The organism is Stenotrophomonas sp. NPDC077461, assembly GCF_049545475.1.
Taxonomy (GTDB): domain Bacteria; phylum Pseudomonadota; class Gammaproteobacteria; order Xanthomonadales; family Xanthomonadaceae; genus Stenotrophomonas; species Stenotrophomonas nematodicola.
The window spans coordinates 45,349-59,724 of sequence record NZ_JBMWDO010000014.1 but is presented as its reverse complement, the minus strand read 5'-3'; the positions used below and the strand labels follow the sequence as shown (position 1 = coordinate 59,724).

The following is a 14,376-nucleotide window of genomic DNA, read 5'->3' as shown; positions in this document are numbered from 1 at the left end:
GTCTAGGCAATGAAGCAATGCAGAAAGTGGGGCAGGACGTTCGGAACATCAGGCGTGTGCGGGGCGGCGCTGCTGGCGCCGGCGATGGCGTTGGCCCAGGCGGCCGACCCCAAACCGTGGCAGTTGAACATGGGCAAGGGGGTGACCCAGAGCTCGCGGTTGGCGTGGGAATCCAACCTGTTCTCGCTGTGGGTCTGTACCGTGATCGGGGTGCTGGTCTTTGGCGCGATGTTCTACGCCATCTTCAAGTTCCGTAAGTCCAAGGGCGCGGTCGCTGCCCAGTTCAGCCACAACACCAGGGCCGAGGTCATCTGGACGGTGATCCCGGTGATCATCCTGGTGGTGATGGCGTGGCCGGCCACGGCCAATCTGATCAAGTTCTACGACACACGGGATGCGGAGATGACCGTCAAGGTCACCGGCTACCAGTGGATGTGGAAGTACGAGTACCTCGGCGAGGAGGTGGCCTTCACCAGCCGCCTGGACCGCGAGTCCGACCGCATGCGGCAGAGCGGCAAGGTGCCCACCCGCGAGTCGCACCCGCACTATCTGCTGGATGTGGACAACCGGCTGGTGCTGCCGGTGGATACCAAGGTCCGCTTCGTCATCACCTCCGACGACGTGATCCACGCGTGGTGGGTGCCGGCACTGGGCTGGAAGCAGGACGCCATTCCCGGCTTCATCAACGAAGCCTGGACCAACATCGAAACCCCCGGCGTCTATCGCGGCCAGTGCGCCGAGCTGTGCGGCAAGGACCACGGCTTCATGCCGATCGTGGTCGAAGCGGTGTCCAAGGAGGACTTCCAGAAATGGCTGGCCTCGCGCAGGCCCGCACCGGCCCCGGCAGCGGAAACGCCGGCTGCGGCACCGGCTGACGCCGCACCGGCCCCGGCCGCCGAACCCACGGCACCGGCAGCACCGGCCGCAGCAGACAGCAACGCCTGAAATCGAGCCGCGTCCGCCAGCCGGCGGGCGGGGGGTACCACCGGATCCAGTGAGGTGTAGTTGCGATGGCGCATTCCGCAGTTGACCACGACGGGCACCACGGGCATCAGCAGAGCTTCTTCGAGCGTTGGTTCTTCTCGACCAACCACAAGGACATCGGCACGCTCTACCTGCTCTTCAGCTTCATCATGTTCATCATCGGCGCGGCGATGAGCGTGATCATCCGTGCCGAGCTGATGCAGCCCGGCCTGCAGTTCGTCAGACCGGAGACCTTCAACCAGCTCACCACGGTGCATGCGCTGGTGATGATCTTCGGTGGCGTGATGCCGGCGTTCGTCGGCCTGGCCAACTGGATGATCCCATTGCAGATCGGCGCGCCGGACATGGCGCTGCCGCGCATGAACAACTGGTCATTCTGGCTGCTGCCGGTGGCCTTCAGCCTGCTGCTGCTGACCTTCCTGCTGCCGGGCGGTGCCCCGGCCGGTGGCTGGACCCTGTACCCGCCGCTGTCGCTGCAGGGCGGCTACAACGTCGCCTTCACCGTGTTCGCCATCCACGTGGCCGGCATCAGTTCGATCATGGGCGCGATCAACATCATCGCCACCGTGCTGAACATGCGTGCCCCGGGCATCGACCTGCTGAAGATGCCGATCTTCTGCTGGTCCTGGCTGATCACCGCATTCCTGCTGATCGCGGTGATGCCGGTGCTGGCCGGCGCGGTGACCATGCTGCTGACCGACAAGTTCTTCGGCACCAGCTTCTTCAACGCGGCCGGCGGCGGCGACCCGGTGATGTTCCAGCACATCTTCTGGTTCTTCGGGCACCCGGAGGTGTACATCATGATCCTGCCGGCCTTCGGCGTGGTCAGCGAGATCATTCCCACCTTCAGTCGCAAGCCGCTGTTCGGCTACCAGGCGATGGTGTACGCGGTGGCCGCCATCGCCTTCCTGTCGTTCATCGTCTGGGCCCACCACATGTTCACCGTGGGCATGCCACTGGGCGGCGAGATCTACTTCATGTTCGCCACCATGCTGATCTCGATCCCCACCGGGGTGAAGGTGTTCAACTGGGTCAGCACCATGTGGCGCGGCTCGCTTACCTTCGAAGCGCCGATGCTGTGGGCGGTGGCCTTCGTGATCCTGTTCACCATCGGTGGCTTCTCCGGCCTGATGCTGGCGATCGTGGTGGCCGACTTCCAGTATCACGACACCTATTTCGTGGTGGCGCACTTCCACTACGTGCTGGTCACCGGCGCGGTGTTCGCGCTGATCGGCGCGGTGTACTACTGGTGGCCGAAGTGGACCGGGCGCATGTACAACGAAACGTGGGCCAAGATCCACTTCTGGTGGACGATCGTGTTCGTCAACCTGCTGTTCTTCCCGCAGCACTTCCTCGGGCTGGCCGGCATGCCACGCCGCATCCCGGATTACAGCGTGGCCTTCGCCGACTGGAACCTGATCAGCTCGATCGGTGCGTTCGGCATGTTCGCCACGCCGTTCATGATGGCCGCCATCCTGATCGTCTCGCTGCGCAATGGCGAGAAGGCGGCAGACCGCTCCTGGGAAGGCGCACGGGGGCTGGAGTGGACGATTCCCTCACCGGCACCGGCGCACACCTTCACCGTGCCGCCGGTCATCCGCCCGGGCGATCTGGCCCACGACGACATCACCCACTGAGGTTGCCATGCACACGCCTCCGCACGACATCGACAGCCTGGCCCTGCGCCGCCGCCGCGCGCAACGTACGGCGTGGGTAGTGGGCGGCGTGGCCGTGCTGGTCTATGTGGGCTTCATCCTCAGCGGGGTGATCGGGCGATGAGCGACGAACGCCCCACGCCGCCTGCGCGACACGCGGGTCTGCCCCGGCTGATCGGGGTGGCGGTGGCGGTGTTCGTACTGACGTTCTCGCTGGTGCCGCTGTACCGCATCGCCTGCGAGAAAGTGTTCGGCGTGCGCCTGGAGCGTGGCCCGGGCGCGACGGCGGCCACCACCGCCGGCGGCAAGCGCACGGTACGCGTGGAGTTCGACGGCGGCGTGAATTCCAAGCTGCCGTGGTCGTTCCATCCCGAACAGTTGACGATGGACGTCGTTCCCGGTGAGCTCAACGAGGCGCTGTACTACGCGCGCAACGACAGCGATCGTGCACTGGTCGGCAGCGCGGTGCCGTCGGTCGCGCCGGCCAAGGCATCGGGCTACTTCAGCAAGACCGAGTGCTTCTGCTTCACCGCCCAGACCCTGCAGGCCGGCGAGAAGCGTGACATGCCGGTGCGCTTCATCGTCGACCCGGACCTGCCCGCCAACGTCACCACGATCACGCTGTCCTACACCTTCTACAAGAACGACGCACTGTCCGCGCAGCTGGCCCCGGCGACACCGCCGGCCACCGCGCGCTCGGCTCCCTGATACGTACCCGGACACAGACTCATGGCCCAGCAAAGCCCCGATGCCAACGTGTACTTCGTGCCCACGCACAGCAAGTGGCCGTTCATCGGCTCCATCGCGATGATGGTGACGATGGTCGGCGTGGCCAGTTGGCTCAACGATTCCGGTTGGGGCAAGTGGACGTTCTACGCGGGCCTGGCGATGCTGGTGCTGACGCTGTTCTGGTGGTTCAGCGACGTGGTGCGCGAATCGCAGGCCGGCAACTACAACCGCCAGGTCGACGGCTCGTTCCGGATGGGCATGGTGTGGTTCATCTTCTCCGAAGTGATGTTCTTCGGCGCCTTCTTCGGCGCGCTGTTCTACACCCGCAACCTGGGACTGCCGTGGCTGGGCGGCGAGGGCGATGGCGTGATGACCAACGAACTGCTCTGGGACGGCTACTCGGCCGCCTGGCCGACCAACGGCCCGGGCAGCATCGGCGGTCACTTCCAGACGATCCCCGCGTGGGGCCTGCCGCTGATCAACACGCTGATCCTGCTCACCTCCGGCGTCACCCTCACCATCGCCCACCACGCACTGAAAGCCGGCCATCGCCGCCAGCTGCTGGTGTGGCTGGGCATCACCGTGCTGCTGGGCGCGTTCTTCCTCACCCTGCAGGCCGAGGAGTACATCCACGCCTACAAGGAACTCAACCTGACGCTTGGTTCGGGCATCTACGGCTCGACCTTCTTCATGCTCACCGGTTTCCACGGGGCGCATGTGTTGCTGGGCACCATCATGCTGGTGGTGATGTGGCTGCGCTCGGCCAAAGGCCACTTCACCCGCGACAATCACTTCGGCTTCGAAGCGGCCGCGTGGTACTGGCACTTCGTCGACGTGGTCTGGCTGATGCTGTTCCTGTTCGTCTACGTGCTGTAGCGTCGCAGCGACGGGATGCCGCGTCGGTGCGACGCGGCATCAGCCACCGATCCCGTGGGGCTTGATCCAGCCGCTGTAGATGCCGATGACCACCAGCAGGAACAACGCCACCGACACCGCGATGCGGCGCGTGAGGGCGTTGACGGTTCGCTTGGTCTGGCCGCGATCGACCAACAGGTAATACAGTCCCGCGCCCAGATTCCAGACGATGACGATCAGAAACGCGATTACCAGCAGGGTCTTCAACGAATCATTCATGCGCGGCTCGATGGCAGGGCGGGGTGGCCTATCTGACCGCGTTTTGCCGGCGTTGTCATGATGCGCCAGCACACACGCCTGATGGGCTGGATCGCGGCGCTGGCGACCATCGCCCTGTTCTGCTTCCTCGGTCACTGGCAACTGCAGCGGATGCACGAGAAACAGGCACTGCTGGACCAGCAGGCGCCCGCCCGCGCGCAGGCCCTGACCCTTGCCGAGGCGCTCGCAGCGCCGCCACAGCTGCGGTGGGTGGTGGATGCCGGACGCTTTCTTCCCGTGGCGCTGCTGCTCGACAACCAGATGCGCGATGGCCGCGCCGGCATCAAGGTCTACCAGCCGTTCCGCAGCGATGCCGGTGCGCTGGCGCTGGTGGACCTGGGCTGGTTGCCGATGCCACCCGATCGCACGGTGCCCACTGTCACCCTGCGCGATGACTCCGTGCGGCTGGCCGGCCTGCTCGCGCCGCCGCCGGCCGCCGGGCTGGCGCTCGGCCCGGCGATGTCGCCCACGCAGCAGACCAACGTCTGGCTGGCCAGCCGGATGCCGCCGGACGAGGTGGCGGTTGCGCTGTCCCTGCCACCCGGCAGCCTGCCGGCCCGCGTGCTGCGGCTGGACCCGGCGCTGCCCGGGGGCTACGCGCGCGATCTGGAGCTGCTGCCCAACACCCTGCCGCCCAGCCGCCATCTCGGTTACGCCGTGCAGTGGTTCGGCCTGGCCCTGACCGTTCTGATGGTTGCCCTTCTGCTCGAATGGCGCCGCCACCGTCGTCCGGACGGATCGTCCAGCCCTAACCGCGCCCCCTGACCGGCACACCTCCTCCTTCCATGAGAAAATCGCACGCATGAATGCCACCCCGCAGGAACAGCTCAACGCCCGCAACCGCGGTCGCTGGACCCTGATCGCCCTGTTCGGCCTGTTCTTCGGGGTGATGGCGCTGGCCGGCGTGCTGCGTTTCTCCGGCTGGCAGCCCACGGCCCATCGCAACACCGGGCAGATGCTCGCGCCGCCGGTGGATCTGGTGGCCAGGCCGCCCACGCTCGCCGATGGCCAGCCCTACCCGTGGAATCCGCAGGCACGCACCTGGCGCATTCTGGTGGCACCGGGCGACGGCTGTGCGGCCGAGTGCGTCACTTTGTCGCAGGGATTGGGCAAGGTGTGGCAGCTGTTCGGCCATAAAGCCGATAATGTCGAGATCCTGTGGCTGGGCACGCCGCCGGCCGAGGTCCAGGGCCTGCCCGCGCTACGCGTGCTGCGCGCCCAGCCGGACCTGCGTGCCGCCTTGCCCGCCGTGGATGACGCCGCCGGCACGCCTGTGTATGTGATCGATCCCAACGGGTTTGTGATCATGCGGTATGCGCCGGGATTCGCATTGGCCGGTCTGCACAAGGACATGGCCACGCTGTTGAAACTGAAGTGAGTTCCGTTTGATGAACCCCACCGCGCGCCCGGCGCTGCATCGCAATTTCCACCGTCTGGCGTGGTTCGCCCTGATCATGACGGCCAGCACGATCATGTTCGGATCGTTCGTGCGTCTGTCCGATGCCGGCCTGAGCTGCCCGGATTGGCCAACCTGCTATGGCCGTGTCACCTGGCCGCAGCATGCCGAAGAAGTCATCGGCCACGAGGCGGCGAAGATCCGGCCGCTGGAAACCCACAAGGCATGGCGCGAGCAGGTCCACCGTTTCCTCGCCGGCGCGTTGGGCATCGAGATCCTGACCCTGGCCCTGCTGGCCACGCGCCGCCGCCGCTGGGGAAGCACGGCGGTGGTGACCGCCTGCGTCCTGGTGGCCACCGGCATACCGCTATACATGATGGGCATGCATGTCCCAGCGAGCATCATCGCGCTGATCGGCGAGGTGATACTGCTGGTCGCCGCGTGGCGCTGGACCAACAGCGATCTGGCCCGCGTCGCGCTGCTGACCCTGGCCGTGGTGATCTTCCAGGCACTGCTGGGCATGTGGACGGTGACCTGGCTGCTCAAGCCCATCGTGGTGATGGGTCACCTGCTGGGTGGGATGCTGATGTTCGGGCTGCTGGTGTGGATGGCGTGGCGCGCCACGCACATGCCGATCACCCTGGCCGAGGCACCGAAGCTGCGGTGGCTGATCCGCGCCGGTGTGGCCCTGCTGGTGCTGCAGATCGCCCTGGGTGGCTGGGTCAGCGCCAACTATGCCGCGCTCGCCTGCGGCGGCGGCAGCGCTTCGCTGGACAACTTCCCGCGCTGCGTGAGCCAGTGGTGGCCACCGCACAACTTCAGTGAAGGCTTCACCCTCTGGCGCGGCATCGGCGTGGATTACGAAGGGGGGGTGCTCGACGGTGCGTCGCGCATCGCCATCCAGATGGCGCACCGCCTGATGGCCATCGTGGTGGGCCTGTACCTGCTGTGGCTGTCGGTGCGCCTGTTCCGCCTGCCGAGCATGCGCGGCTGGGCGACGGCGCTGGGTCTGCTGGTCGCCCTGCAGATCACGCTGGGCGTTCTCAATGTGAAGCTGGCCGTGCCGCTGGAAGTGGCCGTCGCACACAGCGGCGGCGCGGTTGCGCTGCTGTTCGTGCTGGTGACGCTGCTGGCGCGCCTGCGGTCGCCGGATGCGGCCAGCCGGCCCTCGGCCGTGGCCTCCGGTACGGTGGGCTGACGACATGCTGAGCAACTACCGCCAATACTGGGACCTGACCAAGCCCAAGGTCGTCGCCCTGATCGTGTTCACCGCGCTGGTGGGCATGTTCCTGGCCATTCCCGGGCTGCCCACCGCGCAGCAGGCGCTCGACGGCGCGCTCGGGTTCCTCGGCATCTGGCTGGCCGCCTCGGCGGCCGCGGCGATCAACCAGCTGCTGGATGCGCACATCGATGCGCAGATGGCGCGCACCTCGTGGCGCCCGCTGGTGGTGGGCAAGGTCAAGCCGTGGCAGGTGCTGGTCTTCGCCGGCCTGCTGATCGCGCTGTCGATGACCATCCTGATCGTGTGGGTCAACGTCATCACTGCGGTGCTGACCTTCGCCTCGCTGATCGGCTACGCGGTGATCTATACCGTGTACCTCAAGCGTGCGACCTCGCAGAACATCGTGATCGGCGGTCTGGCCGGCGCCACCCCGCCGATGCTGGGCTGGGCCGCGATCACCGGCATGCAGGGGCCGTGGGACTGGGCCTATGCGTCGTTGCTGGTGCTGATCATCTTCATCTGGACGCCTCCGCACTTCTGGGCGCTGGCGATCTTCCGTCGCGAGGATTACGCCAAGGCAGAGATCCCGATGCTGCCGGTGACCCACGGGGTGGTGTACACCCGCAAGTCGATCATGGCGTATTCGATCGCACTGGCCGTTGTGAGCATCCTGCCGGTCGTGTTCGGCATGAGCGGCATGTTCTACCTCGGCGGGGCAGTGGTGCTCAACGCGGTCTTCCTCTGGTACGCCTGGCGCATGCTCAACCCGCCGGATGAACTGTTCTCGATGAAGATGTTCGGCTACTCCATCGTCTACCTGATGGCGCTGTTCGCCTTCCTGATGGTGGACCACTGGATGCTGCCCTGGTTGTAGGACGCGGGCGCGCTGCGACGCGCGCCTTGAATCTCCGGCAACTGTCGCCATTGCTTTCATGACCCAACAGGACGTGACGGCATGAAACGATGGATGCCAAGCGCAGTGCTGGCCATGACGCTGCTGTGCAGCGCGGCGATGGCCGCGCCTGCGCCCGATGACACGGCCACGCAGATCATGGCGCACGCCGGCGACCACCGCCTGGTCGTGCTCGGCGAGTACCACGGCACCGCCGAAACGCCGCTGCTGGTGGCCGACCTGACGGAGCGTTACAGCCGCGACAATGCCGCCGTGCGGCTGGCGCTGGAACTGCCGATGAGCGAGAACGCGGCCCTGGCACGCTATCTGCGCTCGGACGGCGGTGCCGACGCGCGCGACGCGCTGCGCACTTCGCCGTTCTGGGCGGTCAAGGACGATCAGCATGACGGGCGCCGCAGCCGCGACATGCTGGACCTCATCGACGCGGTGCGCGCGCTGCGCGCCCAGGGCCGCGATGTGGGCATTGCCGGCTATGACGTGGAAACCGGCACCTCAAAGGACAACCAGACGCGCGATACGGCGATGGCAACCCACCTGCGGCAGCAGTTCAGCGCGCTGCCTGCCGATGCGCGGATGCTGGTGCTCACCGGTAACGCGCATGCGCTGCGCGCGCGCCCGCAGGGCGCACCGGCGGAGATGCAGCAGCAGCCGATGTCAGCGCAACTGCGCGATCTGCCGCTGTACAGCGTACGCCTGGACGCGCTGCGCGGAGAGGCGTGGGCCTGCCTGGACCGCTGCGGCCCGCGATCGCTGGTCGAACAGCCGGCACGCGCGCCGCGCGTCGATACGCATCCACGGCGCAGCTACGATCTGGTGGTGTGGATGCCGCAGCTCAGTGTTGGCCGTCTGGTCGATTGAACGGGCTGGCGACAGGGCGTACACGTTGGAACGGGCTCACTGCCCTCCACCACCTTTCACCGGCTTCACTGGATCCCGCGCATACCGCTGCGCGATCATCGCGCAGACGATCAGCTGGATCTGATGGTAGATCATGATCGGCAGCACGATCGCGCCGAGGCTGCCGCCGGTGAACAACACCTTGGCGATCGGCACGCCGGTGGCCAGGCTCTTTTTGGAGCCGCAGAACAGGATGGTGATCTCGTCTTCGCGGTTGAAGCCCAGCCGCCGTGCGATGAAGCGGATCGTCGGCATGGCGATGCCGAGCAGTACCGCCGCCACGATAGCTACCGTGAGCAGGGACAGCAGCGGCGTCTTGCTCCACAGCCCTTCGCTGACCGCTTCACCGAAGGCCGAGTACACCACCAGCAGGATGGTGCCCTGGTCGGTGTAGCGCAGCAGCGCGCGCTGCCGCTCCACCCAGCGGGCGATCCACGGCCGCAGCAGGTGGCCGGCCACGAACGGCACCAGCAGCTGCAGCATGATGCTCACGATGGCATGCACGGGGTTCTGCATGCCGCCTTCGGTACCGGCCAGCACCGTCAGCAGCAGGGGGGTCAGGAACACGCCGAGGATGCTCGACAACGAGGCACTGCAGACGGCGGCCGGCACGTTGCCGCGTGCCATCGAGGTAAAGGCGATCGACGACTGCACGGTCGAGGGCAGCGCGCACAGGAACAGCACGCCGATGTACAGCTCCGGCGTCAGCAGCCAGCCGTCCAGCGGTTTGAACAGCAGCCCCAGCAGGGGGAACAGCACGAAGGTGCAGCCGAGGATGGTCAGGTGCAGCCGCCAATGCAGCATGCCGGCGACGATCGACTCGCGCGGCAGGCGCGCGCCGTGCAGGAAGAACAGGGCGGCGATGGCGACGTCGGTGACATCGTCGAGCACCATTGCCGCGGCGCCGTGCATGGGCAGCAGCGAGGCCAGCAGCACGGTGCAGAGCAGGGCGAGGGTGAAGTTGTCCGGCCGCAGGCGCGACCACCAGGGCGTCATGCGCGGCATGCTCCTGTCGTGGGGGGAAGGGGGGACGGACACGCGTACTGGATCAACGCGCGGTGTCCTGTTCGAGCAGGACGCGGGTCCTGGCGTCCAGCGAGGTCATGCCGGCATCGCGGCCGAACTGCAGTGCGTCTTCGACGGACGCGCCCTGCCGGGCCTTCATCAGCGCCAGCAGGGCGCCGACGCGGTTGCCGGAGGCGCAGTGCAGCAGGACCGGGCCCTGGCTCTGTGCCAGCGCGGTGCGCAGGGCCTGCACATTGGCGTCGGTGAGGCCGGCAGCGCCGGCAACCGGGATGCGGACATAGCGCAGGCCCAGGCGTTCGGCAGCGGCGGTTTCGTCGAACCCGCGCTCCTCGTCGGGCTGGCGCAGGTCGATCAGGGTGGTGATCCCCGCAGCGGCGGCCTGCTGCAGTTCGGCGGCGCTGGGTTGGCCGGCGGTGTAGAGCTGCGGCCGTGGCTGAGCGAACGGCAGCGTCGCGGCCCAGGCGGGCAGGGCCAGCGCGAGCAGCGCGGCGATCAGGCCGGCACGGCGCCAGTGGACGATCGATGCAGCGGGACGCGCGATGTGGGGTGCCACGGCAGCTCCGTCGGTCAGAAGCGGATGGTGCTGCGCGCTTTGAGCAGTTCGCGCAGCTCGTACTTGTCAGTATCGTCCAGACCCTGCTGGCTCTGCTTTGCCTGAAGCTCGTCCAGACGTTGCATCAACAGCTGCTTTTCCAGCTGGGCGACCGCATCGTGCAGTTCCTGGGTCCACATCGCCTCGTCGCCGGGCAATGTCTGCGCGGCGAGTCTGTGCAGCGCCTCCTGTTCCTCGCGGCCGTCGAAGTGCTGCAGCAGGGCACCGGTGCTGATATCGGGCCGCTGCTCGACCAGGGTCAGCAGTTCCAGCAGCAGGTCCACGCCGGGCAGGCGCAGGCCGTTGAAGTGATGCCCCTCCAGGGTCATCGCCAGCGACGGCTGCTGCAGCAGGATGGCGATGGCCGCGCGCACCAGGCTGCGGCGCTGCGCCGGAGCGACCGCGCGCGATGGCGGGCGCGCGACCGGCGTGGCCGTACCCGGCTTGGCGCCCAGCCCGGTCAGCGCGGTCAGCTGCTGCTTCATCAGGTCGCCGAAGGCGCCGTCGGGAATCTGCGCCAGCATCGGTTTGGCGCGCTCGGCCAGCCGTGCCTTGCCGTCCAGCGTGGCCATGTTGACCTCGCGGGTGAGCTCGTCGAAGAAGAACTGCGACAGCGGCGTGGCCTGCTGCAGGCGGGCATCGAAGCCTTCGCGGCCTTCCTTGCGCACGATGGTGTCCGGGTCCTCGCCATCGGGCAGGAACAGGAAGAAGGCCTGACGGCCATCCTTCATGCGCGGCAGCACCGATTCCAGCGCACGCCAGCCGGCGCGGCGACCGGCGGCATCGCCGTCGAAGCAGAAGAACACGTCCGGCGCGTTGCGGAACAGCAGCTCGGCATGGTCCGGCGTGGTCGCCGTGCCCAGCGTGGCCACCGCCTGGGTAACGCCGAACTGGAACAGCGAGACCACGTCCATGTAGCCCTCGACCACGATCAGCCGCTCGATCTTCTGGTTGGCCTGGCGCACCTGCCACAGGCCGTACAGCTCGCGGCCCTTGTGGAACAGGGCGGTCTCGGGCGAATTGAGGTACTTGGGCCCATCGTCCTTTTCCATGACCCGGCCGCCATAGGCGATCACGCGGCCACGGCGATCGAAAATCGGGAACATCACCCGGTCGCGGAACTTGTCGTAGACGTGCCCGCGGTCGTTCTTGGAGAACAGGCCGGCGCGGTCGAGCAGCTTCATGCGCCGCTCGTCCTTGCCCAGCGCATCCTTCAGCGCGCTGTAGCCATCGGGCGCATAGCCGATCGCAAAGCGCGCGCGGTTCTCTTCGTCCACGCCACGCTGGTCCAGGTAGGCACGGGCCTTGTCGCTGCCCTCCAGCGACTTCTGGAAGAAGCGCGTGGCCGCATCCAGCGCGGAGTACAGATCGCGGCTGTCATCCTGCTGCTGCGCCGTGCGCGGCTGCGTATCGCGCGGTACTTCCATGCCGACGCGCTTGGCCAGTTCGTCGACTGCGTCGAGGAATTCCAGGCGGTCGTAGTTCATCAGGAAGCTGATCGCGGTGCCATGCGCGCCGCAGCCGAAGCAGTGATAGAACTGCTTGGTCGGGGAAACGGTGAACGAGGCCGAGCGCTCGTCGTGGAACGGGCAACGCGCCGCATACTCCTTGCCCTGGCGTTTCAACGGCACGCGGCTGCCCACCACCTCGACAATGTCGGAGCGGGCCAGCAGGTCATCGATGAATGCGTCGGGGATACGGGCCATAGGCAGCAGGCAGATGGCGCGGCCGGAGAACGGCCACGCAGGGCAGCGGGGGACCGGACTAGTCTACTAGCTGCCGGCCACTTCGCCCGGTTTGGGCGCGGCGATCCCGGCCCGCGCCAGGTGGAACCGGGCGCGCAGCCGCTCATCGACCACCGCGGTCATCAGCGCGCCCACGAAGAACACCACAGTGGCGTAGTAGATCCACACCAGCGAGATCACCAGCGCGCCCATCGAGCCGTAGGCGCTGCCAGGGGCGACCGTAGCGATGTACAGGCCGATGGCATAGCGGCCCAGCGCGAACAGCGCCGAGGTGATCGCGCCGCCGATGAAGGCCTGGCGCCACGCCACGCGGCGGTCCGGCAGGTAGTGGTAGAGAAAGGCGAAGCCCACCGTGTACAGGGCCAGGCTGGTCAGGTAGCCCACGGCCGGCAGCACCGAGGGCAACTGCGCGAAGGCCACCTGCAGCATGGTGGTGGCGGTCATCGACAGGATCAGCAGGAAACCCAGGGCGAGCACCACGCCGAACGAGAACACCCGCTTGCGCAGCCACGCCACGATGCCGTCCAAGCGCTCGCCGCTGGTGTTGAAGATCAGGTTGAGGGCGTTCTGCAGCTGCGCGAACACGGCCGTGGCGCCGATGAACAACAGCAGCGTGCTCCACACGCCGGCGAGCGAGCCGACATCGGGCTGGTTGTCGGCGTTCTTGAGCACGGTGTCGGCCACGGTGGCGGCACTGCTGCCGGCGACGTCGTGGATCTGTGCGATCAGCGCCTGTTGGGCCGGCGGATACAGCGAGGCGGTCAGCCACAGCAGCAGGACCAGCAGCGGCGCCATCGACAGCAGCGCATAGAAGGACAATGAAGCGGCCTGGGTCAGTACGTCCACCTCGACAAAGCGCTTGCCCACGGCAACCGGAAAGCTGCGTTCAAGCCGGTCCACATACTTGCGCAGGCGGTGCGGAACGCGGGAGGGGTCGTGCGCCGGGTCGGGCGCCGGAGAAGGGGGCAGCGAAGACATGCCGGGATTTCTAGCAGCCCCGGTTCGAAGACCGGGTGAAACGCGCGCAGTGCTGCACCACGCGCGTCGATGATCGGCGCCCGCCACGGGACGGGCGCTGCATGCGGGCGCTCAGCCGGCCAACTGCGCCTTGACCAGCTTGGACACCAGGCCCATGTCGGCCTGGCCCGCCAGCTTGGGCTTCAATGCGCCCATCAGCTTGCCCATGTCCGCTGCGCCGGTCGCGCCGGTTTCGGCGATGGCGGCCTGGATGGCGGCCACGATCTCGGCTTCGCCCATCTTGGCGGGCAGATACTGGTCGATGACCACCAGCTCATCGCGCTCGATCTGCGCCAGGTCGTCACGATTGGCCGCTTCGTACTGGGTGACCGAGTCCTTGCGCTGCTTGACCATCTTGTCCAGCACGGCAACAACGGCGGCGTCGTCCAGCTCGATGCGCTCGTCCACTTCCTTCTGCTTGATCGCCGCGTTGATCAGGCGGATCACGCCCAGGCGGTGCTTCTCGCCGCTCTTCATGGCGGCCTTCATGTCATCGGTGAGCTGCTGCTTCAGGCTCATGGAACACCTCGTATCGGTGGAAGAGGGGGCAATCGATAGCTGGGGACGGGAACGCAAAAAGCCGGTAACGCTTGCGCGTTCCGGCTTCGGCTCCGCCGCGACAGGACAGGCCTGCCGCATCGAAGTTGCGTCCGATCAGTACAGGCGCTGACGCTTGGTAACGTCGCGCGACGAGCGGCGCAGCTGACGCTTCACAGCAGCAGCAGCCTTACGCTTGCGCTCCTGGGTCGGCTTTTCGTAGAACTCGCGCTTGCGGGTTTCGGCCAGCACGCCGGCCTTTTCGCAGGTGCGCTTGAAGCGACGGAGCGCAAACTCGAAGGGCTCGTTCTCGCGGACTTTGACGCTGGGCATGGAATCTCCGGGACACAGTAGAACCGGGTCACGCCCGGTGAGAGCCGCACATTATAGCGGCGACAAAAGAAGTTGCAACCCACCCCGGCAAACTTCTTGGCCACAGGTGGTGTCAGATGGGCTGGCGGTGCATCTGCCGGGCCTCAAGAGGTCCATA

The 14,376-nt window shown here is 66.9% G+C and carries 17 protein-coding genes; 10 read left to right on the top strand and 7 right to left on the bottom strand.

Annotation, left to right across the window (positions count from 1 at the left end; all coding sequences use genetic code 11):
• Nucleotides 1–9: 9 nt before the first annotated feature.
• The 5 genes from coxB (at nucleotide 10) to ACPEH8_RS19005 (ending at nucleotide 4,244) form a co-directional block, all read left to right on the top strand.
• A complete protein-coding gene (gene coxB / locus ACPEH8_RS19025; protein WP_026070842.1) occupies nucleotides 10–945 on the top strand; it encodes a cytochrome c oxidase subunit II in 936 nt (311 codons plus the stop codon).
• Between the two features lie 65 nt (nucleotides 946–1,010).
• On the top strand, nucleotides 1,011–2,621 hold the full coding sequence (ctaD, locus tag ACPEH8_RS19020; protein ID WP_017356558.1) for a cytochrome c oxidase subunit I: 1,611 nt from the start codon (nucleotides 1,011–1,013) through the stop codon (nucleotides 2,619–2,621).
• A gap of 7 nt (nucleotides 2,622–2,628) precedes the next feature.
• Nucleotides 2,629–2,763: a hypothetical protein gene (locus ACPEH8_RS19015; protein ID WP_017356559.1), complete on the top strand. Its 135-nt coding sequence runs from the start codon at nucleotides 2,629–2,631 to the stop codon at nucleotides 2,761–2,763.
• A complete protein-coding gene (locus tag ACPEH8_RS19010; protein ID WP_017356560.1) occupies nucleotides 2,760–3,347 on the top strand; it encodes a cytochrome c oxidase assembly protein in 588 nt (195 codons plus the stop codon). Before ACPEH8_RS19015 ends, ACPEH8_RS19010 begins: the two co-directional genes overlap by 4 nt.
• Before the next feature lie 21 nt (nucleotides 3,348–3,368).
• Complete coding sequence (locus tag ACPEH8_RS19005; RefSeq protein ID WP_017356561.1) at nucleotides 3,369–4,244, top strand: cytochrome c oxidase subunit 3; 876 nt, start codon at nucleotides 3,369–3,371, stop codon at nucleotides 4,242–4,244.
• A gap of 39 nt (nucleotides 4,245–4,283) precedes the next feature.
• On the opposite strand, the gene ACPEH8_RS19000 is transcribed toward ACPEH8_RS19005, so the two are convergent.
• Entirely contained in the window at nucleotides 4,284–4,502 is a 219-nt protein-coding gene (locus tag ACPEH8_RS19000; RefSeq protein ID WP_017356562.1) for a twin transmembrane helix small protein, read from the bottom strand.
• 57 nt (nucleotides 4,503–4,559) lie between these two features.
• Between ACPEH8_RS19000 and ACPEH8_RS18995 the strand changes: the two genes are divergently transcribed.
• The 5 genes from ACPEH8_RS18995 to ACPEH8_RS18975 all read left to right on the top strand — a co-directional run bounded on the left by ACPEH8_RS18995 (nucleotide 4,560) and on the right by ACPEH8_RS18975 (nucleotide 8,930).
• The gene (locus ACPEH8_RS18995; RefSeq protein ID WP_287253419.1) at nucleotides 4,560–5,306 is read left to right on the top strand and encodes an SURF1 family protein; all 747 of its coding nucleotides are present in this window, start codon (nucleotides 4,560–4,562) and stop codon (nucleotides 5,304–5,306) included.
• A 37-nt stretch (nucleotides 5,307–5,343) separates the two neighbouring features.
• Nucleotides 5,344–5,919, top strand: coding sequence for a hypothetical protein (locus tag ACPEH8_RS18990; protein WP_017356564.1), 576 nt, complete (start codon nucleotides 5,344–5,346; stop codon nucleotides 5,917–5,919).
• 10 nt (nucleotides 5,920–5,929) lie between these two features.
• Entirely contained in the window at nucleotides 5,930–7,135 is a 1,206-nt protein-coding gene (locus ACPEH8_RS18985; protein WP_262072020.1) for a COX15/CtaA family protein, read from the top strand.
• 4 nt (nucleotides 7,136–7,139) lie between these two features.
• Nucleotides 7,140–8,033, top strand: a complete 894-nt coding sequence (cyoE, locus tag ACPEH8_RS18980) for a heme o synthase (protein ID WP_017356566.1) — start codon at nucleotides 7,140–7,142, stop codon at nucleotides 8,031–8,033.
• An 81-nt stretch (nucleotides 8,034–8,114) separates the two neighbouring features.
• Nucleotides 8,115–8,930: a calcium-binding protein gene (locus tag ACPEH8_RS18975; protein WP_423667823.1), complete on the top strand. Its 816-nt coding sequence runs from the start codon at nucleotides 8,115–8,117 to the stop codon at nucleotides 8,928–8,930.
• A 36-nt stretch (nucleotides 8,931–8,966) separates the two neighbouring features.
• Here the strand turns inward: ACPEH8_RS18975 and ACPEH8_RS18970 are convergent, their stop codons facing one another.
• The 6 genes from ACPEH8_RS18970 to rpsU all read right to left on the bottom strand — a co-directional run bounded on the left by ACPEH8_RS18970 (nucleotide 8,967) and on the right by rpsU (nucleotide 14,219).
• Complete coding sequence (locus ACPEH8_RS18970) at nucleotides 8,967–9,965, bottom strand: bile acid:sodium symporter family protein (protein WP_423667820.1); 999 nt, start codon at nucleotides 9,963–9,965, stop codon at nucleotides 8,967–8,969.
• A 52-nt stretch (nucleotides 9,966–10,017) separates the two neighbouring features.
• Nucleotides 10,018–10,515 (bottom strand): beta-lactamase hydrolase domain-containing protein, encoded by a 498-nt coding sequence (locus tag ACPEH8_RS18965; RefSeq protein ID WP_423667834.1) that lies wholly within the window; start codon nucleotides 10,513–10,515, stop codon nucleotides 10,018–10,020.
• A gap of 47 nt (nucleotides 10,516–10,562) precedes the next feature.
• Nucleotides 10,563–12,293, bottom strand: a complete 1,731-nt coding sequence (dnaG, locus tag ACPEH8_RS18960; RefSeq protein ID WP_136007119.1) for a DNA primase — start codon at nucleotides 12,291–12,293, stop codon at nucleotides 10,563–10,565.
• A 66-nt stretch (nucleotides 12,294–12,359) separates the two neighbouring features.
• Nucleotides 12,360–13,310 (bottom strand): YihY/virulence factor BrkB family protein, encoded by a 951-nt coding sequence (locus ACPEH8_RS18955; protein ID WP_313218561.1) that lies wholly within the window; start codon nucleotides 13,308–13,310, stop codon nucleotides 12,360–12,362.
• A 111-nt stretch (nucleotides 13,311–13,421) separates the two neighbouring features.
• Complete coding sequence (locus ACPEH8_RS18950) at nucleotides 13,422–13,868, bottom strand: GatB/YqeY domain-containing protein (protein WP_136007121.1); 447 nt, start codon at nucleotides 13,866–13,868, stop codon at nucleotides 13,422–13,424.
• A gap of 135 nt (nucleotides 13,869–14,003) precedes the next feature.
• Nucleotides 14,004–14,219, bottom strand: a complete 216-nt coding sequence (gene rpsU, locus ACPEH8_RS18945; RefSeq protein WP_002808376.1) for a 30S ribosomal protein S21 — start codon at nucleotides 14,217–14,219, stop codon at nucleotides 14,004–14,006.
• Between the last annotated feature and the right edge of the window lie 157 nt (nucleotides 14,220–14,376).

What these genes read in the sequence shown, in the direction of transcription:
- coxB (WP_026070842.1), top strand. Translation starts at nt 10, where the DNA reads ATGAAGCAATGCAGAAAGTGGGGCAGGACGTTCGGAACATCAGGCGTG.
- ctaD (WP_017356558.1), top strand. Translation starts at nt 1,011, where the DNA reads ATGGCGCATTCCGCAGTTGACCACGACGGGCACCACGGGCATCAGCAG.
- ACPEH8_RS19015 (WP_017356559.1), top strand. Translation starts at nt 2,629, where the DNA reads ATGCACACGCCTCCGCACGACATCGACAGCCTGGCCCTGCGCCGCCGC.
- ACPEH8_RS19010 (WP_017356560.1), top strand. Translation starts at nt 2,760, where the DNA reads ATGAGCGACGAACGCCCCACGCCGCCTGCGCGACACGCGGGTCTGCCC.
- ACPEH8_RS19005 (WP_017356561.1), top strand. Translation starts at nt 3,369, where the DNA reads ATGGCCCAGCAAAGCCCCGATGCCAACGTGTACTTCGTGCCCACGCAC.
- ACPEH8_RS19000 (WP_017356562.1), bottom strand. Translation starts at nt 4,502, where the DNA reads ATGAATGATTCGTTGAAGACCCTGCTGGTAATCGCGTTTCTGATCGTC.
- ACPEH8_RS18995 (WP_287253419.1), top strand. Translation starts at nt 4,560, where the DNA reads ATGATGCGCCAGCACACACGCCTGATGGGCTGGATCGCGGCGCTGGCG.
- ACPEH8_RS18990 (WP_017356564.1), top strand. Translation starts at nt 5,344, where the DNA reads ATGAATGCCACCCCGCAGGAACAGCTCAACGCCCGCAACCGCGGTCGC.
- ACPEH8_RS18985 (WP_262072020.1), top strand. Translation starts at nt 5,930, where the DNA reads ATGAACCCCACCGCGCGCCCGGCGCTGCATCGCAATTTCCACCGTCTG.
- cyoE (WP_017356566.1), top strand. Translation starts at nt 7,140, where the DNA reads ATGCTGAGCAACTACCGCCAATACTGGGACCTGACCAAGCCCAAGGTC.
- ACPEH8_RS18975 (WP_423667823.1), top strand. Translation starts at nt 8,115, where the DNA reads ATGAAACGATGGATGCCAAGCGCAGTGCTGGCCATGACGCTGCTGTGC.
- ACPEH8_RS18970 (WP_423667820.1), bottom strand. Translation starts at nt 9,965, where the DNA reads ATGACGCCCTGGTGGTCGCGCCTGCGGCCGGACAACTTCACCCTCGCC.
- dnaG (WP_136007119.1), bottom strand. Translation starts at nt 12,293, where the DNA reads ATGGCCCGTATCCCCGACGCATTCATCGATGACCTGCTGGCCCGCTCC.
- ACPEH8_RS18955 (WP_313218561.1), bottom strand. Translation starts at nt 13,310, where the DNA reads ATGTCTTCGCTGCCCCCTTCTCCGGCGCCCGACCCGGCGCACGACCCC.
- ACPEH8_RS18950 (WP_136007121.1), bottom strand. Translation starts at nt 13,868, where the DNA reads ATGAGCCTGAAGCAGCAGCTCACCGATGACATGAAGGCCGCCATGAAG.
- rpsU (WP_002808376.1), bottom strand. Translation starts at nt 14,219, where the DNA reads ATGCCCAGCGTCAAAGTCCGCGAGAACGAGCCCTTCGAGTTTGCGCTC.